A 19601-nucleotide genomic window follows, 5' to 3' on the forward strand; every position below is an offset into this window, starting at 1 on the left:
CCGACCCCGGTGACAGGCCGCAGCATGCACGAACGCCACCTACGCGTGGCCACCCTGCAGCCCGTCTGGCGCGCCGGACGGCCCCGATGTCCGCACCCGTCATGGGCGTGCCTGCAACACCAGCACGGAGAGGTCGTCCTCCACCGGGTTGGGGCCGAAACCGTGCACCGTCCTGCGGATGCGTTCGGCCACGGCCTTCGCGCCCATCCCGGTGCACCCGCGGAGCACCGCCGACAGCCCGTCCCGGTCATCCAGCAGCCGGTGGCCGCTTCGTCGCTCCGTGACACCGTCGGTCACGCACAACAGCGTCTCCCCCGGCGCGAGGCCGAAGGAGCGGGCCTCGAATTCCGCCGCGTTGTCGATGCCGAGCAGCATCTGAGGTTCCGCCGCTGCCACCACCGAGCCGTCGGTCAGCAGGCGCAGGGGCAACGGATGCCCTGCGCTGGCGATCGTGCAGCGGGGGCCGTCGGTGCCGTGGGCGAGTTGCAGCTCTCCGTACAACATGCTGAAGAAGCGCGGGCGGGCGCGTTCCCCGCCGTTCGCCACGGCTTCTTCGCTTTCCTCCGCCAGGGCGGCGTTCAGCCTGCGGAGCACCGACTCGACGCCGTGGCCCTCACGTGCCAGGAGTCTGACCAGGTAGCGGGCGAGACCGGTGACCGACATCGCCTCCGGATCCTTGCCCTGTACGTCGCCGAGCAGGAAGCCCCAACAGTGCTCCCTCAGCGGGAACAGATCGTAGAAGTCGCCGCCGACCGTCTGGCCCTCTCCGTGCGGCTCGTACACGATCGCCGTGTCCACACCCGGAATGGTGGCAAGGAACGCGGGCAGCTGATTGCGCTGGAGAGCCCGGCTGATCGTCGTCTGCCGGGTGTAGCGGCGAGCGGTGACCAACGACTGCGCGATCCGGCGCGCCACGTCCTGCACCACGTTCGCCAGGCTGTCGGTCATACGGAGCTGTCCGGACCTGCCCAGGATGAGCACGCCCCGGCAATCGCCGCCGGCAACCAGGGGGAACGCCAGGGCCGAGCCCCGCGTGCCGGCGTCCCCGGCGGCCTTGGGCCAGGGCCAGGGAACGCTCGCCGTGCTGAGCATGCCGGGCGGCACCTCTCTGGCGAGTTCCTGCCGCAGCTCGTCGATGCGCCATTCTTCGGCATGCCAGACCTGGGACAGCCGCATGCTGCCGCCGTCCACGGCCAGCCACACGCCGCACCAGTCGGCAAGCCGGGGCACCAGCAGTTGTCCTGCGAGTGCGGCCACGAGGTCCTCGTCGAGCTGGCCGGCGAGAAGCTCGCTGCCTTCGGCGAGGAAGGTGGGACCGGCCTGGCCGGGCCACTCCGCGACGAGACCGTCACCGGCGCCGACCGCGGTCGGTGCGCCTGCCCCGGAAGCCCGAAGGATGCCCCGCGGTGATTCCGTGGGCGCGGGGGGCCCGTGGCGCTTCCGGCCCGCGGCCTCCAGGCGGAACCACACCGCCTTCTGATCGTGGTCGTAGGTCACCCCCCACGACGCGGCCAGTGCGCCCACGATCCGCAGCCCGAGGCACTGGCGATCGCGCACGTCCTCGTGAAGCCGCAGCGCCCGGGTGGGGTGATGATCGGCCACCTCGATGATCACGGCGGCGGGTGCGTCCGTGTCCTCCTGAAGTGCTGCGGGACCGGGCTCCCCCGGCGGACGCGAAAGAGTCCCGCCCCATTCCAGCGAGCAGACGATGTGAATGTCCGTACCGGCGTGCATGACGGCATTGGTCGTCAGCTCGCTGACCAGGAGCTCGGCATCCCCCCTGACCTCCTCGAACTCATCGGACGCCGCCTTCGACCCGGCCGTCCGCGCAACCGTCTGCTCGGCGAGGGTCGCGCGCACGAAGGCACGCGCCTCGGAGGCCGCCCGCTGGTTCGCCTGGAGCGTCGTCCGCGCCACGTACCTGTCGGGGTGCGAGATCAGAACCGAGCCAGGGGGAACGGCCGACCGAGGAGACAGAGTGGCCATATGTCCTCATCGATCTTGCGTCAGGTCCCTCACCAAACACTTATAGTGTGACGTATCTACCCATATACGCGATAGGGGTGGACTGTCATGGCGCTCGACCCGGATTCTGCCGACCGCCCGCTCACGGACGCCGACCCCACCGGGTCGGCGGACTCCACGGGCCCGGCCGAGCCCACGAAACCCGCTCCGTTCTCCCCAGCGCCCTCGGACCCCGACTGTGTGCGCAGCCGCGACTTGCGCCCGCTGCTCATCGCGCTGCAATCACTGCGCGACGGAGACTTCACCGCCCGCGTGGACGCGGCGGAGGAGGGGATCCTGACGGAGATCGCCGGCCTGTGCAATCAGATCGCCGTGCGCAACGAGCACCTGGTCGGCGAACTTCAGCGGGTCCGCCGCGAGGTCGTACGGCACGGCAGGCTGGACGAGCGGCTCTCGGCGAGCCCGGGGCAGGGTTCGTGGGTGACGGGGGTGGACTCGGCGAACACGCTGCTCGAAGCCCTGGTGGCTCCGGTGTCGAACGCCACGCGCGTACTGGACGCGGTGGCGGACGGGGAGCTGACCCAGCGCATCGACCTGCACGACGGCAGCCGCCAGCTCCGGGGCGATCTACGGCGCCTTGCGCTCTGCGTGAACCGCACGGTCGACCAGCTCTCGCTCTTCACCGGCGAAGTGACCCGCGTGGCCCGCGAGGTCGGCACCGAAGGCCGGCTGGGTGGGCGAGCGCACGTCCGCGGCCTGTCCGGCGACTGGCGCCTGGTGATCGAGGCGGTCAACACCATGGCGTCCCGGCTGACGTCGCAGGTCCGGGACATCGCCGTCGTCACGACAGCGGTGGCGCGCGGTGACCTCACCCAGCACGTGACGGTGGAGGCCACCGGTGAGGTGCTGGAGCTCAAGCTCACGGTGAACACGATGGTCGACCAGCTGCGGGCGTTCGCCGACGAGGTGACCCGCGTGGCCCGGGAAGTCGGCACCGAAGGACAACTCGGCGGCCAGGCACACGTCCGGGACGTCTCCGGGGTCTGGAAGGACCTCACCGACAACGTCAACTTCATGGCGTCCAACCTCACCAGCCAGGTCCGCAACATCGCCCAGGTCACCACCGCCGTCGCCGACGGGGACCTCTCGAAGAAGATCACCGTGGACGCACGCGGCGAGATCCTCGAACTCAAGGACACCGTCAACACGATGGTGGACCAGCTGCGGGCGTTCGCCGACGAGGTGACCCGCGTGGCGCGCGAAGTCGGCACCGAAGGACAACTCGGCGGACGCGCCCAGGTCGGCGGCGTATCGGGAGTCTGGAAGGACCTCACCGACAACGTCAACTTCATGGCCGACAACCTCACCTCCCAGGTCCGCAACATCGCCCAGGTCGCCACCGCCGTCGCCCAGGGCGACCTGTCGAAGAAGATCGACGTCGACGCACGCGGCGAGATCCTCGAACTCAAGACGACGATCAACACCATGGTCGACACGCTGTCCTCGTTCTCCGCCGAGGTCACGCGCGTGGCCCGCGAGGTCGGCAGCGAGGGGCAACTGGGCGGCCAGGCACGGGTCGAGGGCGTCTACGGCACCTGGAAGCGGCTCACCACAAGCGTCAACGAACTCGCCCTCAACCTGACCACCCAGGTGCGGGCGATCGCCGAAGTCGCCAGCTCCGTGGCCCAGGGTGACCTGACCGGCTCCATCGCCGTCGAGGCCAGCGGCGAGGTCAACGAGTTGAAGAACAACGTCAACCTCATGGTCTCCACCCTCCGCGAGACCACCCGCGCAAAGGACTGGCTCGAGTCCAACCTCACCCGTATCGCCGGTCTGATGCAGGGCCACCGCGACCTGGTCGAGGTGGCGGACCTGATCCTGCGCGAGCTCACCCCGCTCGTCAACGCGCAGTTCGGAGCGTTCTTCATGGCGGAGACCGGTGCCGGACCCGGCCGGGACCTGCAATTCATCGCCGGCTACGGCTGCGCCGAGGGACCGGACCCCCACCACGACACCAGCAAACCGGTCCGGGGCCTGATCACCCAGGCGGCCCTGGAGAAGAAGCGCATCCTCGTCGACGCCGTTCCGGCGGGATACATCAGCATCGAGTCCGGCCTCGGCTCGGCACCGCCGACCAGCATCGTCATCCTCCCCATCCTGTTCGAGGGCAAGGTGCTCGGCGTCATCGAACTCGCCTCCTTCAGCAGGTTCAACGAGGTCCACCTGGCCTTCATCGACCAGTTCGTGAACACCATCGGGGTCTCGATCAACACGATTCTCTCCAACGCGCGCACCGAGGCCCTGCTCTCGGAGTCCCAGCGGCTCACCACGGAACTGCGGCGCTCCAACGCGGCACTGGAGGACAAGGCAGCCCTGCTGGCGAGCTCGTCGCAGTACAAGTCGGAGTTCCTGGCCAACATGTCGCACGAGCTGCGCACCCCGCTCAACTCGCTGCTGATCCTGGCCCGGCTGCTGGCCGACAACCCTGACGGGAACCTCGCTGAACAGGAAGTGGACTTCGCGGCCACCATTCACCGGTCGGGGTCGGACCTGCTCCAGTTGATCAACGACATCCTGGATCTCTCGAAGATCGAAGCGGGCCGGATGGACGTCCACCCGAGGAAGCTGCCACTGACCAAACTGCTCAACTACATGCATGCCATGTTCCGTCCCCTCGCGAGCGAGCGGGGGCTGTCCTTCGACGTCACGGTGGGCGAAGGCGTGCCCAGCGAGCTGTACTCCGACGAGCAACGGCTCCAGCAGATCCTTCGGAACCTGCTGTCGAACGCGGTCAAGTTCACCTCATCGGGCAGCGTGGTCCTGCGGGTCGAGCGCGCGACCCACCAGGAGATCGAGCGGAAGGGACTGCCGACGAGCGAGCCGATCCTCGCGTTCTGCGTCGAAGACACCGGCATCGGCATCCCGCGGGAGAAGCTGGGCGTCATCTTCGAGGCGTTCCAGCAGACCGACGGCACCACCAGCCGCAAGTACGGCGGCACCGGGCTGGGGCTCTCCATCAGCCGGGAGGTCGCCAGCATGCTGGGAGGCCGGATCGTCGCCGACAGCGAACCCGGCGTCGGCTCCCGGTTCACGCTGTACGTGCCCGCGCACCACACCGAGGCGTCCGCGCCCGTGACCGAAACCCCGTCGATGCCTGCGATCCCGGCGGCAGAGGCCACACCGGCGCCGGTCCCTCTGCTCCCGGCGGGGCCGCTTGCCGCTCCGACGGCGCCCCGGCCGGCAAGCGGCCCCGAGCTCCCCGCCGACGTGGCGGCAGCGGCCACCGGCAGGGACCCGTCGAGCTGGCCGGAGACGACGCGGCTCAAGGAATGGATCACCGGCCGCCCGCGCGAGGTACTGGCCGGTCGCACGATTCTCATGGTGGACGACGACATCCGTGCCGTCTTCGCGCTCATGCATGTGCTGGGCCGCGTGGGCATCACCGTCAAGTACGCCGAGAACGGACGCGAGGGTCTGGAGATGCTGGACCGTGTTCCTGCCATCTCCCTGGTCCTGATGGACATCATGATGCCCGAGATGGACGGGTACGAGACCATCGCGGCTGTACGGGATTCTCCCCGCTTCGCCGACCTGCCGATCATCGCGCTGACCGCCAAGGCCATGCCGGGCGACCGGGAGAAGGCGCTCGAAGCGGGCGCCTCCGAGTACATTCCGAAACCCGTGGACGTGGACCATCTGCTGTCCGTGGCCTGCGATCTGCTCGACCCGCAGGGCCGCCTCGCCGGGCCACGGCCCGTGCAGGCGCCGGGCGTCGCCGACGACGACACGTCGAGGCAGAGGCCATGAGCACTCACACGCCCGAGAAGTGCAGCATCCTCATCGTCGACGACATCGAGGCGAACCTGGTGGCGCTCGAAGCCCTGCTCGGACCGCTCCATCAGGACCTGGTGCGCGCCCACTCCGGCGAGGAGGCGCTGAAAGCCATGCTGCGGCAGGAGTTCGCCGTGGTGCTGCTCGACGTCCTGATGCCCGGAATGGACGGCTTCGAGACCGCCGCGAACATCAAGCGACTGGACCAGACCAAAGATGTGCCGATCATCCTCCTGACCGGGACCGAGGTCGAGACGGACTACGCCTACCGCGGCTATTCGGTCGGCGCTGCGGACTTCCTCACGAAGCCTTTCGATCCGTGGCTGCTGCGCACCAAGATCTGCGTCTTCCTCGACCTCTTCCGGAAGAACCGGCAACTGGCAGCCCAGGCCGAGCAGTTGCGGCATCTCTTCGCCGAAGCCAGGAGTGCCACTTCCCTCAAGGATCGTACGGAGCCGGCCGAAAGCACCGCTGCCGAACGCCACGAGGCGCGAACGCCGTCACCCCCTGGCGCGACTGCACGGACCGAGGAGAGGCTGGCCGAGATCGGCGAACAACTGGCCCAGATCGAGCTACTGCTCCGCGAGACCAGCGGCTTCGAAGCCGTCACTCTCGCCGATCGCGTCGCGGAACTCGAACGAGCCGTCGGCGGCCTGCGCCTGGGCCCGGAGTGACCTCGGCGCCGTCACCGGAAGAGGGCACGCGTGGCGGCCGAGCGCTCGGCCGGATTGGCCGTGGCCTGGTCAACCGGACTGCCGGCCTTGGTCGTTCCTCCGGCCCGGACCTCGCCCGGACCACCCACACCGTCCCTGCGGCCCACCGTTTCGGGAGGCAGCACCACCGCTGCTCGCACCAAGGAGAGCGGCAGGATGCCCTCCCACCCGAACAAGCGCGTCCCGACCATACCGGCCGCGTCCTCACGGACTTCCAGGCCACGGACGCCGGTGGCTTTCCAGGGAAGTGGATCGTTGTCCATGGCCCCATGGTGGGACCTGCACCGTGCAGGGCGGCCACACGACACGACTTCGATCCGCGACCGGGTCCCCGGATCGGGCCCGGTGGCGGTCGTCGTAGCCGGCGGCCGGCGGCCGGAACTCGGTGACCGTTCCCGATCCCACCCCGCCCCGCGCGATCCGCGAGGTTAGCTGTCGCGGGGGGTGTGCCAGAGTCTGCACATGCTCGAGATCATGGTGAAGACGGAGGACGGGAACCGGCACATTCGTGTGTCCGCCGAGGAGTTGGCCGGCCTGGTCGGGCGCATCGGCGGTGATCGTGACCGGTTTCTCGTGGTCCAGCGGATACCGGACCTGCCCGACGTCTTCGCCCAGGTCTGGCACAAGGCCGGCGGGGACTACACGCTGGAGCACCGCGACGGTGCCGCCGACCGGCATTTCCAGGTGATGGTCGAGGATTCCGGGGCCGTCACCGCGGCGTTGACCGGATGGGCCCGGCGGGAGTCCGGTTGGGACGCGGATCTGGGCTGGTCCCTGCTGGACATGGGCCCCGCTCGCGAGGCGCCACCGCTCGACCTGGACGACGACGAGCGCGCGGAGTTGGAGAAGCGCATCCGCGAGGTGCTGGCCGGTGGCTACGCCAATCGCGCCGACCTGGCCGAACTCGCCGAGGAATACCTGGTCACCGCGGAGCGCCGGCCAATATCGCGCGAGCAGGCGAACGCGCTGGCCGACCGGATGTGGCTGGAGCGTGTCGCCGAGCAGGCCGAGTGGGAGGGCGAGACCGACCCGGAACGGCTCACCCGCGCCTTCACCGCCCTCCAGGAAGCCGGTATCACCGCCCGCGAGAACTTCACCTGCTGCCGCAGCTGCGGCGAGTCCGAGATCGGCGGCGAAGGCGGCCCCGACGCCCGGGGATTCGTCTACTTCCACTCCCAGTGCACCGACGCCGCCGCGGCCGGCCACGGGCTGACGCTCCTCTACGGAGGCTTCGACGGCTCGACCGAGACCACCGCGGCGGTCGGCCACGAGGTCGTGGTCGCCCTGGAGGCGGCCGGTCTCCAGGCCGACTGGGACAGCGATCCGGGCCGGGCCATCACCGTCACACCGCTGGAGTGGCGCCGCCGCCTGGTCGGCTAGAGATGGGCCCGGGGTGAGGGATCAACCGGAGCACACCGGCCTCCACGCCCGGCCGGACTTCGACGTCCGTCACCCGCACGACTTCCGGCATCCGCCGGCAGCAGGCGTTCCCGCGGCGGGTCGAGTGACCCAGCAGGGCTGCCGCATGCGCCCCAGAGGGGCGAGCCTGCCCCGGCAGCGTCGGGACCTCCGACCGGTTGGGCCCGCCGGCCACCTGGACGTCACGCCCGGTCGCACGTGGTGACGGCGGACCGGAGGCGGGTCGAGGGCCCAGCGCCCCACACACAAGCGTCGGTGCAACCAGCCGTCGCGTCCCCTCGCTCAGCGGATGCATGAATGCGCCGACGGAGAGAGGCTGGAACACATGACCGATCCACTCGTTCCTCCGGAAGAGACGCCCCCGGCTGAGGGCTGTATCGCCGAGGCCCACGAGGAACGTCCCGACGGAGGCATGTGGGAACACCCCTACCTCTGGTTGTGGCTGATCATCATCGGCTCCGCCATCGTGGCCGCGTACTTCGTTGCCCGCGCCATCGCCTGGTAGGCAAGCGAGTCGATGCCGTCGCGTGCCCGCCGAGCCGGAGCAGCCCGTCACACCGCGGAGGACGTCATGACCGAGAAGGGCAATCCGAGCAAGGGCGACAAGGTCTCGTGGAAGAGCCATGGTCAGAACGTGTCCGGCACGGTGAAGAAGAAGATCACCAAGCGCACGGAGGCAGCGGGCCGCACCGTGGACGCCTCGGCCGAGGAGCCCCAGTACGAGGTGGAGAGCGACAAGACCGGCCGCTCTGCCGTGCACAAACCCGGCGCCCTGCGCAAGAAGGGCCGCCGCTCCTGAGGGCCACGCGGCAGCAGTACGGCGATGAAACCGTCTGAGCTTTCATCGCACCGAAGAGCTTCGAGCACCGGGCCCCCGGCCATGCCATCGGCGGTATGCGCATGGCGGGGCCGTCCCGGCGGCATGTCCGCCCCCGGCCCCCGCCCCGACGCCGGAAACACCTTCCGGTCATTACGCATGAATCGGACACGGCGGGTACTCGCCGCACCATGGTTCCCGTGAAGCCTTCGACCTTCGTGACCGGTGCCTCCAGCGGTATCGGCTTCGAGCCGGCCCGACAGCTCGCCGACCGCGGATTCGACCGGGTCACAACGCCGAGGGGGCCGGCCGACAAGGTGCTTCCCGACAAGGCGAAAGCCGAGGCCCACCGCAGGATGGCCGAACCGGGATCGAGCGAAGGCACCACCTGACGAAGGAGGATGCATGAAGGCGCTGGCGTGGCATGGCAAGCGGGACGTACGGGTCGACACGGTCCCCGACCCCGCCATCAAGGATCCGACCGACGTGATCATCAAGGTGACCACCACCGGCCTGTGCGGATCCGACCTCCACCTGTACGAAGTCCTCGGCCCGTTCCTCGACGCCGGTGACATCCTGGGCCACGAACCGATGGGGATCGTCGAGGAAGTCGGTCCCGAGGTCACCAACGTGCGCACGGGCGACCGTGTGGTGGTCCCGTTCAACGTCTCCTGCGGCACGTGCTTCATGTGCGAACAAGGCCTGCAATCACAGTGCGAGACGACTCAGGTCCACGAACACGGCAGCGGCGCCTCGCTGTTCGGCTACACCAAGCTCTACGGGCAGGTGCCCGGCGGGCAGGCCGAGTACCTGCGCGTACCGTTCGGGAACACCCTGCCCATCGCCGTCCCGCCGGGCCCGCCGGACGACCGGTTCGTCTATCTGTCGGACGTCCTGCCGACCGCCTGGCAGGCGGTCGACTACGCGGCCATTCCGCCCGACGGCACCGTGGTGGTGCTCGGGCTGGGCCCCATCGGGGACATGTCCACCCGCATCGCCGCTCATCGCGGCGCCGGCAAGGTCATGGGCATCGACCTGGTGCCGGAACGCCTGGAACGGGCCGAGGCCCACGGCGTACACACACTGGACCTCCAGGAATACGGCGACAAGATCGTGGAGGCCGTCCGCGATCTCACGGACGGCCGCGGCCCCGACTCCGTCATCGACGCCGTCGGCATGGAAGCCCATGGCGCCTCCGTGGCGAAGGCCGCCCAGCACATGACCACGCTGATGCCCGGTGCCCTGGCGGCCAAGCTGATGCAGCGCGCCGGTGTGGACCGCCTCTCCGCCCTCCATCTGGCCATCGAACTGGTGCGCCGGGGTGGCACGATCTCGCTGTCGGGGGTCTACGGCGGTATGGCCGACCCCATGCCCCTGCTGACCATGTTCGACAAGCAGATCCAACTGCGTATGGGCCAGGCCAACGTCTGGCGCTGGGTGGACGACATCCTGCCGCTCCTCACCGACACCGACCCGCTCGGTGTCGAGTCCTTCGCCACCCACCGCCTTCCGCTGGATCAGGCCCCTGACGCCTACGAGATGTTCCAGAAGAAGCAGGACGGCGCGGTAAAGGTCCTCTTCACTCCCTGACCAGGTGGGCCGTATCGGAGGTGTGCAGCGATGAATCAAAGTGTGCAGCGATGAAGCAACAGCGTCCCCTGGAAGGCCGCGTAGCCGTCGTGACGGGTGCCGCCCGCGGTCTGGGCGAGGGCATCGCCCGCCACTTGGCCCGGCGCGGTGCCCGTTTGGCGCTCGTGGGCCTCGAAGAAGAAGAACTGGCCGCGGTCGCGCAGTCCTTGCCCACGACGGCGAAGCACTGGGCGGTGGATGTCACCGACCACGAGGCGATGAGACGGGTGGCCGACGAGGTGCGTCATTCCCTCGGCACACCATCGGTGGTGGTCGCCAACGCCGGCATCGCCGAAGGCGGCCCGTTCGCCGAATCCGATCCGGCGCTGTGGCGCCGCGTCATCGAGGTGAATCTGATCGGCAGTGCGATCACCCTCCGCGCCTTCCTGCCGTCGCTGACCGCGACGCACGGCTACTACCTGCAGATCGCCTCACTGGCCTCCATGGGGGCCGCGCCCATGATGAGCGCGTACTGCGCGTCCAAAGCGGGCGTCGAGTCCTTCGTGCACGCGATGCGCGCCGAGCAGGCCCCTCGAGGCGTCGCCGTCGGCATCGCCTATCTGAACTGGATGGACACCGACATGATCCGCGACGCGGACGAGCATGCCGTGCTGCGCGAACTGCGGGCCCACATGCCCGCGCCCGCCAGGAAGATCTACCCGGTCGACACCGTCGCCGCCCGGCTGGCCACAGCCGTGGAGCAGCGCTCGTCCGCCGTCTACTTCCCCGCCTGGCTCCGCACCGTGCAGGTGGCACGCGCAGCTCTGCCGGCCCTGGTGACCCGCTTCGCACGCGGAACCCTCACCCGCTCCCCGTTCACCGCGACCGGCCCGCTCGGGGCCGGAGGACGCGCTGCGGCGGAACGCGGCTCCATCTGATCGCGCCACACTCGGCAGTCTCCTCAGCCTGCGGTGGTGAAGCACATGCGGAGGTGAAGCCGTCGACCAAACCGTTCACCGGCGTCAGCGTCGCTGAATGCGGAGCCGGCCGGCAAGGACCCGCTGCGCCGTGGTGAGAACGCGAGCCGTACCCGCGGTGCTGCGGATCGCCGCCCGTGCCGCGTTCGCGCCGCACGCGCCGTGGACCCCTCCGCCCGGATGGGCGGAAGCCGAAGCGAGGTAGAGACCCCTGACCGGTGTCTCGGGACGCCCGGTACCCGGCACCGGGCGGAAGATCAACTGTTGATGGAGGCTGGCTGTGCCTCCGTTGATCGCGCCACCGTGCAGGTTGGCGTCGAGGGACTGGAGAGTCGGCGGTGCGAGAATGCGGCGGGCCCGGATGAGTGCCCGGAAGCCAGGGGCATAGCGCTCCACGTGCCGTTCCACGCGGTCGGCCATGTCCTCTTGTTCGCGTACGTCCCATGCTCCGGTGATGCCGTCCTCACCCGCGTCGCCGGTGGTGGTCTGGGGAACGTGCGTGTAGGCCCAGGCGGACTCGGTGCCGTCCGGCGAACGCGAAGGGTCCGCGGTCGTCATCTGTCCCAGCAAGGTGAAGGGCCGGTCCGGTACCTGGCCGGCTGCGAGCTGGGCCGCGAAGCGGGTGAGCTCGTCGACACTGTCGGACAGATGCACGGTGCCCGCGCCGTCGGCAGCTTCGGCACTCCAGGGAATGCGGCCGCTCAGCGCCCAGTCGATCTTGAAGGTGGCGAAGTCCCACTGGAAGCGCCGCATGCTGTCCAGGAGTTCGCCTGGCAGGTGCCGCTCGTCCACCAGTCCCCCGTACAAGTCGGGTGCAGAGACGTCCGCCAGCACACCGCGGCGCACCGGGATCGCCTCCCCGCTCGCCGTGCGCACTCCCATGGCGCGGCCGCCCCGTACGACGATCTCCCGCACGCGTTGGCCGCAGCGCACAGAGCCGCCACGGCGTTCGAGGCGACGCACGAGCGCAGCCGACAGCTGTCCCGCACCGCCGGCTGGGACAGGGAAGCCGTAATGCTGCCCGAGCATGCAGAGCAACCATCCGAAGCCCCCACTGCCCGCGGCCTCCGGAGCGAGATCCGCGTGCAAGGCATTGCCCGCGAGCAGCAGCCGTCCGCCCTCACCACGGAACTCCTCCTCACCCAGCCGTCGCGCCGGCAGCGCGAGCGACCGGACCAGGGGCAGGCCGACCGGCCCGCGCAGCCGCAGTGCGAGACGGGCGCCCGCCTTGAGCGGCGGGAACGGAGTGAACAGCGCGTCCAGGAGATCGCGGCTGATCTCCTCCCAGGTGTCACACATCCGCGACCAGGCAGGACCGTCACCGGCGGCGAACGCCTCCAGCCCCTCCGCGGTCGCTTCCTCTGACCGCTCCAGGACGGCACAGCGCCCGTCGAGGAGGGGATGGGCGAGCACGGACGGTGCGTGGGCCCAGCGCAGCCCCTCGGCCTGCAGCTCCAGCCCTTGGATGACGGGCGACGCCGCGGCCAGCGGGTAGAAGGCGCTGAACATGTCGTTCACGTACTCGGGGTCGACTCCCCTGTCGCTGCGGACAGCACCTCCGGGCTCGCTCTGCGCTTCGAGGACTTCGACGCTCCACCCGGCGTCGACCAGCAGGTTCGCGGCCACCAGGCCGTTCGGCCCCGCTCCGACGACCACGGCGTCCAGCATGGTCAGCTCCTCACGCCCGGCGGGCGGCCGCCGAGTGGCGGGTGTGCGTCGGCGGAGGCTGTCCGGTGGGTCATGCGCTCCACGGTTTCCGCGAGACGGGGGAGCATGGTGCGGTGCCGCAGCTGGATGAGAAGGTCGAGCGGCGCCGTATGCAGCGCTCCCCCGAGACCACGCAGGGGGTGCTCATCCACGATCACCAGGGTGTGCCCGCCCCACGGCCGCACCTCGATCGCAATACGGGCCGTGCCCAGACGGCCACTGTGCGCTTCGAGTTCCAGCCAGCGTCCGGGCTCGAAGCGCCTCACCGTGGTGCGCCCTTCGTACGACCAGGGCCCCAGACTCACCGAGTACTCCAGAGCCGCGTCAACCCGCGGCCACTGGTCGTCGAGAGGCCGCGAAGCCGTGGTACCGACCACCCACTCGCCGTAGAGGTCGGGATTCTCCAGCACCGCCCAGACCGCTTCGGGCGACTGCTCGATCACTTGGTGCCGGATCGCCACGACAAACCCCTCACATCATCGCAAAAAGAACGTTGGCCGCCGAGTACCCCGCCCCGGCCGCAGCATGCGAAGAACGCGGCGCGTATGCGCCGAGGCGCGGTCGCGGGGCGTTCGAAGTCCGGGGCGGCCAGCCCCGACCCCAGCCGAGTGCCCGCGCCGCTGCGGTCCGACGCGATCATGCTTCATGCGCCGCGCTCGCCCCGGCGCCGATGTGAGCATGTTCGCTCGGTGACGTGTGCGGAGTCGGGATCCGATGATCGGTCCCCGGTCGAGATCGGGAAACCCACCCCGCCATGCGGCTCTGCGGTCAGGCTCTTCCGCTTGCGTGCGGATGATGAACCCTCCGTCCCCGCACGCGTCCGTGTCCGTGTCCGTGTCCGTGTCCGTGTCCGTGTCCGTGTCCGTGTCCGTGTCCGTGTCCGTCCGAGGAAGCACCGTCCATGCTCAACTCCGCATGCAGGAGAAACACATGAGCAAGAACGGTCCCGCAGCCTATGGTTGCGGTCATGGTCACCCACCCGTCGGCGGAGCCCGCCGTCCTCAACGCCGCGCTCCGCGATCAGTTCGAGGCCTTCCTCGATGAGCATCGATCCGCCCTGCACGACAGCCTGAACGGGCTGACCGAGGAAGAGGCACGACGGTCGCTGGTCGCGTCCAAGACCACGCTGCTCGGTCTGGTCAAGCACGCAACGTTCGTCGAGAAGGTCTGGTTCGACGAGGCGATCACCTGTCGGTCACGAACCGACATTGGCATCCCCGGCTCGCCGGACGAGTCGTTCGACCTTCACGACGACGACACGGTCGACTCGGTCCAGCGCACTTACCGACAGGTCTGCGTGGCGTCCCGTCATGCCACGGCTCCAATGGCGCTGGACGACCTGCTGCGGGGCAATCGCCGGGGACCGCTGCCGCTGCGCTGGGTCTATCTCCACGTGCTGCGTGAACTCGCCCAGCACTGCGGTCACGCCGACATCCTTCGCGAGCAGGTCCTCGACGGCACAGGGCATTCCGCGTAGCGGTTTCGACCGCGCCACGGAGTCCCGGCCGGTGTCTCGTGCACCACGGCCAGCCGCTCGCGGTTGTGACGCGACGGCTGTCAACTCCCGCTCGAAGCAGTGGGAGTGGCCGGCCCCTCACGGCGAGCGCCCGTCCGCTCGACCCCGTCGGAGACCTTCGTCATCGCGACGAGCCAGGCCCGGATGCCCGCCGGATCCCGTGTGAACTCGATCGTGGCCGGTACGAGACGGTCGATCCGCAGCACGTCCGCGAACGCGGCTGCGATGTCGTGCCGCGTCAGCCGGTGGGGACCGTGAACTCCGGGGCTCCCAGGCTCCATGTCGCTGAAGCACAACAGGAAATAGCGGCCTCCGGGGCGCAGCACGGCGTGAAGGCCCTGGACGAAGGCGGCACGGTCGTCCGGGTCGAGCATGTGGAAGAGGCCCGAGTCGAGAACGGTGTCGAACTGCTCTCCCAGTTCGTCCAGTCTCCGCGCGTCGTGGTGGAGGAAGCGCACGGTGGCGCCACGTCGACGCGCCTTGTCCTTCGCGACCCCCAGCGCGGTGACCGCCAGGTCCACGCCGGTGGCGTCGAGTCCGAGGTCATGGCACATGAGGACGTGCTCCCCGGTTCCGCAGCCGATGTCGAGCACTCGCCCCCGGATGGCACCTGATTGCGCAAGCTCGAGGAATGCCTGCTGCGGTCGTCCGATCTCCCACGGTGGCCGGACGGCGTACAGATCGTCCATCCACTGCCAGGGGTTCGTGGCACCCGCGTCGTCGTGCGATGACGATCCGGCCATACTCGCGGCCCTCCATGACTGCCGTCGCCCGGATCTGCCCGGGTCCCGTCACGGCGGCATTCTTGTCGATCGACCCTACGCTTCATCCCGCGGACGCCGAAGGCTGCCGGCCCAAGGGGCCTCCCAAGGCAAAGCGGCTCAGTGGGGCAGGAGTTGCTGGCCACCGTCGATGTCGTACGTCGCACCGGTGAGCGCTTCGTTCCACATGATGTGTACGGCCAGAGCGGCGACGTCCTCGGGGCCGACGACCCGGCGGATGGGGAGTGTCGCCCGCAGCTCCTCGCGTCGGGCTTCGAGCTGGTCGCCCAGCAGTGAGGCCGACAGCGGCGTATCGACGAATCCGGCGGCGATGAGGTTCACCCGAATCGGAGCGAGTTCGAGCGCAAGGTTGGCGGTGAGAGCGGGAAGGGCCGCGGTCATCGCGGACGTGATGGCCATGCCGACGGCGGGACGGCGGCCGCCCGTGCCACCGATGAACAGCAGGGTGCCTCCGGGCCGCATCTTGTCGCGACTGTGCAGGGCGATCCCGATCGTCATGGCGAGGCGATCGCCGAAGTGGCGGCGGACCTCCGCGAGGTCCATGTCGGCCAAGGGCATGTACGCGGGACCGCCGGCCGTGGAGAGCACATGGTCGACGGGGCCGGGCAGGTCCTGGAAGAACTGCTTGAGCTTGTCGGTGTCGGTGGCGTCGAATGCCGCGGTACTCACAGGCTCGATTTCGAGCGCGGCCTGCTCCAGCCGCTCGGGGTTGCGTCCGACCATGACGACCTGGCCGCCGGCAGCGCGCACGCGCCGGGCGGTTTCGAGTCCCATACCCGCACTGGCGCCGATCACCACGACGGTCTGGCCGGCGAGGTTCTCGGTGATCGGATTGCTGGGCGTCATCAGCCACCTCCAGTGGTCAGTCGGCGGCGACTCGACTACTGCTGCTCGGTATCGCGGAACCGTCCGCCGTGGTCGGTCCTGCCGACGACGGACCCCGTTCGACCGACCCCGTGCGTCCCCGGACCCGCTCGCTGTCCCTCGGCGAGCACCGTGCACCCAGCCCAGGAGAGGCGGTCGAGATGCCCCACGGCAGCCTGTAGCCGCCCTCTTCGAACGTATAGCGCCTGGGGTCGCGTCACCACCCGAGGCGCCGCCCTGCCCAGGGGGCTCCGGGGACGGCATGCCCGGCGTCAACGGGAGACGGTGGCAGCGGGCGGGGTCCATCCACGCACGGGGGGGGGTGCCAGGGACCCCGTGGTCCTTCCTGAACTGTTCGGGGATGGCGTAGTGCATCACGCGTCCGCGGGTCAGGGAGGGCAGGTCGAGGATCGTGGTGAGATGGCCGAGGCGGTCCAGCGCCCACGCTCCGAGGAGTGAGCGGTCCTCGATGGTCTCCAGTACGCCGAGAAGCTGCGGCACCGCCTTGACGACGGTGTCCCACCGTGTGCTGGGCACGTCCAGCCAGTCGGCGCCGGTGTCGCCGACGAGGGCGGAGACGATCGGGGCGAAGAACGCCGCCCGCAACCGCCCACCGTCCCTGACCGCGGTCTCCACCTGCTCGCCACCGGGCCGAGGACCTCGTCGATGGCCCACAGTTGCTCCGCCTCCTGGGCGACGAAGTCGTGGAGCACTTTGTCGACACGGGCCTTGAACGCGGCCGGCTCCCACTGGTCAGGCATCTTCGGCGGCCCGCCGGGCCAGGGCGTGCCGGGCGACAATCTCCAGATGGGCCGGCGGGACGGCCGCATACCGGTCCACGACCAGGCGCCCGCGCGCGACCAGATCGTGCTCGGCCTCCGCCGCGAGCTCTGCCGCGTCCGAACGGCGCAACAGCCCCCGCACCGTCCCCAGCGCCGTCCCCACGGTGCTCACCGCCAGGTCGGCCGGCCCGGCCGCCGGCAACAACGCCTTCTCCTCCGGTCCCCCACGCCGTCCCGCGCCATGCGTCTTCCCATCCCCCACCCGCAGCACGTCAGCGCGGCGCGGGTCGTGCGCCGTCGATCCCAGCGTCGCGTCACGCCGGACCCGAGTGTGGAACAACTCACGATCGAGTGATCACCTCGCCTGCCCGTGCGGTCCACGGCGACGCGGTCCGATGCGCACGGTAAACCGGCTCAGCGTGGGGCACACCCTCGAAAGTGGGGCACAAGGGTGTTGTCGATCACCGCAACTGGACGCGCGGCGGCCTCCGGGACCAGGGTGGGGTGATGGACAACGACGACAACGCACCGGAGACGCCGGACGACGGGCTCGACCTCGCCTCGCTCTACCTGGAATCGGTGAAGGCCCGGATGGATCCGGAACAGTTCGCCACACTGGAGGAGGCCGTGGACGAACTCGCGCACATGCTGTCCGACGGTCAACCGGGCACCTTCGAGGCCGGCGGCCGGGACAGCTTCACGCCTGATGTCCAGCGCGAGTTCCTCGCCGTCATGGCGATCCTGACGACCGGCCGCATGGACCACCACATCGTGGAACTGCCCGGCCCCGACGGCAGTACGGGCTACGCGGTCGTCACCGCCGAGGTCGCGAACGATCCCGAGAAGCTCGCGGAGTTCCGCGCCGATCTCCACCGTCAGATCACCGAGCAGCAGGCGGTCGACGAGGAACTGGACGGCATCGCCCGCGCCAGCGGCCTGGACACCGGCGACTGATCCACCCAGCGGTTGGGGCAGGCTTCCCCCATATCTCGACAGACCGCCGTCGTGGCCACGTGCGCGAGTGGCTGGAGTCGGTCGGCTTCACCGTCCGCCGTCCGATCGACATCCACGTCCTGCGCGTCCCAGACTGTCAGGAAGACGCTTCGTAGCAGGCGGCGATCGTGGCCGCGCGGTTGCGCAGCGACGTGCGCAACCACTGCGGGGCCAGGGCTTCCGCATGGGTGGCGAGTTGCCACAGCGCCCATTCTGCGTGCCTCGCGTCCTGGAAGCTCACCTCCAGCCGCAGCCGGCCGTCCGAGTCGGCTTCTTCGGCGCCGACGGCCAGCGCGGTGCTCACCAGGTCCTCCCGCCGCGCCGGGTCCACCCGTACCAGGACGGTGACTTGGTCGCCGCCCGTCCGGAACCGCGCGCCGCGCTCCTGCCAGGCCCGTTCGAGGTCGACCCGGTCCGCTCTCTGTGCGGGTTCGGGGAGTTCCTCGGCGGCCAACACCCGGGACAGCCGGTACGTGCGGTCCGCGCCGGACCTCGTGGCCAGCAAGTAGCCCTGGTCGCGCACGGTGACCAGGCCTATCGGGTCCACCGTGCGCCACTGCGGCGTCTGGCCGGTGGCTTCGTAGTGGATGCGTAGCCTGTGCCCCGCCAGCACTGCGCTCCGCACCTCGGCCACGATGGCGTCGGGCACCTCATCGGTGACCATGCGGCGCGAGAGGAGGTCGGTCTCCGGGTCGATGAGCAATCGCTCGGCCACGTCGGCCGCCGTGTCGCGATGGCTGTCGGGCAGGGCGTCCACCACCTTGAGCATGGCGGACGCGAGCGCCGAGCCGAGGCCGAAGACCTGCCCGCCGCGCCGCGATCCGGCGACCAGCAGGGCGAGTGCCTCGTCATGGTTCAGTCCGGTGAGCTGTGTCTGGAAGCCGGGCAACAACGCGAACCCGCCGTAGCGGCCGCGTTCGGCGTAGACCGGCACCCCGGCCGCGGACAGCGCCTCCATGTCGCGCAGCACGGTGCGGGTGGACACCTCCAGCTCGCGTGCCAGCGTGGCCGCGGACAGCCGACCGCGCTGGCGCAGCAGCAGCACCAGAGAGACCAACCGGTTGGCGCGCATACGAAAACTCTAACGGCATACATGACAGGTGATGTCGCGATTCGTTGGGAGGCTCCCTACACGACGTCAAGAGCGCGGCTGTCGGGCCGGATGACGTGCGTATCCCCATGAATCGAATGGAGCTGACGTGGCAGTGGAACGAACGGCAATCAACCCGGTGATGTGGTCGACGGAGTTGGGATTCAACCAGGGCGAGGTCGTCTCCGGGCACACACGGACCCTGTACATCTCGGGTCAGACCGCGATGAGCGACGACGGGAAGCCCCAGCACGACGGTGACATGGCGGCGCAGTTGGCGCTGAGTCTCGACAACCTGGAGGCCGTGCTCGACGAGGCCGGCATGTCTCTGGCGAACCTCGTACGGCTCAACGTCTACACGACCGATGTCGATCTGCTCTTCCAGCATTACGGCGAGCTGGCGGGGCGGTTGGGCGCCGCCGAGGTGGCGCCGGTCACCACGATGCTCGGGGTGACACGGCTGGCGATTCCCACCCTCATGGTCGAGCTCGAAGGCACCGCCGTCGCGTGATCCACCCTGATTCTGCTGCTCGCGCCGGTTCGACCGGCGCGAGCAGCGGAGGCATCGAGGTCGGC

At 69.5% G+C, this 19601-nt stretch carries 19 protein-coding genes and 1 pseudogene; 11 read left to right on the plus strand and 9 right to left on the minus strand.

Annotated elements, in window-relative coordinates:
* Positions 1 to 99: 99 nt before the first annotated feature.
* Entirely contained in the window at positions 100 to 1986 is a 1887-nt protein-coding gene (locus tag ACFWU3_RS06670; protein WP_384432153.1) for a SpoIIE family protein phosphatase, read from the minus strand.
* 87 nt (positions 1987 to 2073) lie between these two features.
* Here ACFWU3_RS06670 and ACFWU3_RS06675 point away from each other — a divergent pair, with 87 nt between their 5' ends.
* Both ACFWU3_RS06675 and ACFWU3_RS06680 read left to right on the plus strand, forming a co-directional pair.
* Positions 2074 to 5772 carry a HAMP domain-containing protein gene (locus tag ACFWU3_RS06675; RefSeq protein ID WP_384432156.1) on the plus strand — a complete coding sequence of 1233 codons (3699 nt, stop codon included), beginning with the start codon at positions 2074 to 2076 and terminating at the stop codon, positions 5770 to 5772.
* Complete coding sequence (locus ACFWU3_RS06680) at positions 5769 to 6470, plus strand: two-component system response regulator (protein ID WP_384432159.1); 702 nt, start codon at positions 5769 to 5771, stop codon at positions 6468 to 6470. Before ACFWU3_RS06675 ends, ACFWU3_RS06680 begins: the two co-directional genes overlap by 4 nt.
* Positions 6471 to 6481: 11 nt before the next feature.
* Here ACFWU3_RS06680 and ACFWU3_RS06685 read toward each other — a convergent pair whose 3' ends face one another.
* Positions 6482 to 6772 (minus strand): hypothetical protein, encoded by a 291-nt coding sequence (locus ACFWU3_RS06685; RefSeq protein ID WP_384432161.1) that lies wholly within the window; start codon positions 6770 to 6772, stop codon positions 6482 to 6484.
* A gap of 199 nt (positions 6773 to 6971) precedes the next feature.
* Here ACFWU3_RS06685 and ACFWU3_RS06690 point away from each other — a divergent pair, with 199 nt between their 5' ends.
* The 6 genes from ACFWU3_RS06690 to ACFWU3_RS06715 all read left to right on the plus strand — a co-directional run bounded on the left by ACFWU3_RS06690 (position 6972) and on the right by ACFWU3_RS06715 (position 11252).
* The gene (locus ACFWU3_RS06690; protein WP_384432164.1) at positions 6972 to 7889 is read left to right on the plus strand and encodes a DUF6891 domain-containing protein; all 918 of its coding nucleotides are present in this window, start codon (positions 6972 to 6974) and stop codon (positions 7887 to 7889) included.
* A gap of 364 nt (positions 7890 to 8253) precedes the next feature.
* Positions 8254 to 8433: a DUF6480 family protein gene (locus ACFWU3_RS06695; RefSeq protein ID WP_384432166.1), complete on the plus strand. Its 180-nt coding sequence runs from the start codon at positions 8254 to 8256 to the stop codon at positions 8431 to 8433.
* 66 nt (positions 8434 to 8499) lie between these two features.
* Positions 8500 to 8727 carry a DUF2945 domain-containing protein gene (locus tag ACFWU3_RS06700; RefSeq protein ID WP_384432168.1) on the plus strand — a complete coding sequence of 76 codons (228 nt, stop codon included), beginning with the start codon at positions 8500 to 8502 and terminating at the stop codon, positions 8725 to 8727.
* A gap of 218 nt (positions 8728 to 8945) precedes the next feature.
* Positions 8946 to 9137: a hypothetical protein gene (locus ACFWU3_RS06705; protein WP_384432170.1), complete on the plus strand. Its 192-nt coding sequence runs from the start codon at positions 8946 to 8948 to the stop codon at positions 9135 to 9137.
* Between the two features lie 13 nt (positions 9138 to 9150).
* Positions 9151 to 10335, plus strand: coding sequence for a zinc-dependent alcohol dehydrogenase (locus ACFWU3_RS06710; RefSeq protein WP_384432173.1), 1185 nt, complete (start codon positions 9151 to 9153; stop codon positions 10333 to 10335).
* A gap of 50 nt (positions 10336 to 10385) precedes the next feature.
* Positions 10386 to 11252, plus strand: a complete 867-nt coding sequence (locus ACFWU3_RS06715; RefSeq protein ID WP_384432176.1) for an SDR family oxidoreductase — start codon at positions 10386 to 10388, stop codon at positions 11250 to 11252.
* Positions 11253 to 11336: 84 nt separating this feature from the next.
* On the opposite strand, the gene ACFWU3_RS06720 is transcribed toward ACFWU3_RS06715, so the two are convergent.
* Positions 11337 to 12959, minus strand: coding sequence for a phytoene desaturase family protein (locus ACFWU3_RS06720; RefSeq protein WP_384432179.1), 1623 nt, complete (start codon positions 12957 to 12959; stop codon positions 11337 to 11339).
* A 2-nt stretch (positions 12960 to 12961) separates the two neighbouring features.
* Positions 12962 to 13459, minus strand: coding sequence for an SRPBCC family protein (locus tag ACFWU3_RS06725; protein ID WP_384432182.1), 498 nt, complete (start codon positions 13457 to 13459; stop codon positions 12962 to 12964).
* A 506-nt stretch (positions 13460 to 13965) separates the two neighbouring features.
* Here ACFWU3_RS06725 and ACFWU3_RS06730 point away from each other — a divergent pair.
* Positions 13966 to 14475, plus strand: a complete 510-nt coding sequence (locus ACFWU3_RS06730) for a DinB family protein (protein WP_384432185.1) — start codon at positions 13966 to 13968, stop codon at positions 14473 to 14475.
* 80 nt (positions 14476 to 14555) lie between these two features.
* Here ACFWU3_RS06730 and ACFWU3_RS06735 read toward each other — a convergent pair whose 3' ends face one another.
* The 4 genes and pseudogenes from ACFWU3_RS06735 to ACFWU3_RS06750 form a co-directional block, all read right to left on the minus strand.
* Positions 14556 to 15257 (minus strand): class I SAM-dependent methyltransferase, encoded by a 702-nt coding sequence (locus ACFWU3_RS06735; RefSeq protein ID WP_384432188.1) that lies wholly within the window; start codon positions 15255 to 15257, stop codon positions 14556 to 14558.
* A gap of 138 nt (positions 15258 to 15395) precedes the next feature.
* Positions 15396 to 16142 carry an SDR family oxidoreductase gene (locus ACFWU3_RS06740; RefSeq protein WP_384432191.1) on the minus strand — a complete coding sequence of 249 codons (747 nt, stop codon included), beginning with the start codon at positions 16140 to 16142 and terminating at the stop codon, positions 15396 to 15398.
* A gap of 290 nt (positions 16143 to 16432) precedes the next feature.
* Positions 16433 to 16754: pseudogene (locus ACFWU3_RS06745) on the minus strand (DUF2236 domain-containing protein); the annotation flags it as partial.
* A gap of 159 nt (positions 16755 to 16913) precedes the next feature.
* Positions 16914 to 17147 carry a polyprenyl synthetase gene (locus ACFWU3_RS06750; RefSeq protein ID WP_384432194.1) on the minus strand — a complete coding sequence of 78 codons (234 nt, stop codon included), beginning with the start codon at positions 17145 to 17147 and terminating at the stop codon, positions 16914 to 16916.
* 302 nt (positions 17148 to 17449) lie between these two features.
* On the opposite strand from ACFWU3_RS06750, the gene ACFWU3_RS06755 reads away from it, so the two are divergent.
* Entirely contained in the window at positions 17450 to 17896 is a 447-nt protein-coding gene (locus ACFWU3_RS06755) for a hypothetical protein (protein WP_384432196.1), read from the plus strand.
* Positions 17897 to 18032: 136 nt separating this feature from the next.
* On the opposite strand, the gene ACFWU3_RS06760 is transcribed toward ACFWU3_RS06755, so the two are convergent.
* On the minus strand, positions 18033 to 19007 hold the full coding sequence (locus ACFWU3_RS06760; protein ID WP_384432199.1) for a helix-turn-helix transcriptional regulator: 975 nt from the start codon (positions 19005 to 19007) through the stop codon (positions 18033 to 18035).
* A gap of 133 nt (positions 19008 to 19140) precedes the next feature.
* On the opposite strand from ACFWU3_RS06760, the gene ACFWU3_RS06765 reads away from it, so the two are divergent.
* Positions 19141 to 19536, plus strand: coding sequence for a RidA family protein (locus ACFWU3_RS06765; RefSeq protein ID WP_384432419.1), 396 nt, complete (start codon positions 19141 to 19143; stop codon positions 19534 to 19536).
* Positions 19537 to 19601: the final 65 nt, after the last annotated feature.

The organism is Streptomyces sp. NPDC058685 (assembly GCF_042714725.1).
Taxonomy (GTDB): Bacteria; Actinomycetota; Actinomycetes; order Streptomycetales; family Streptomycetaceae; genus Streptomyces.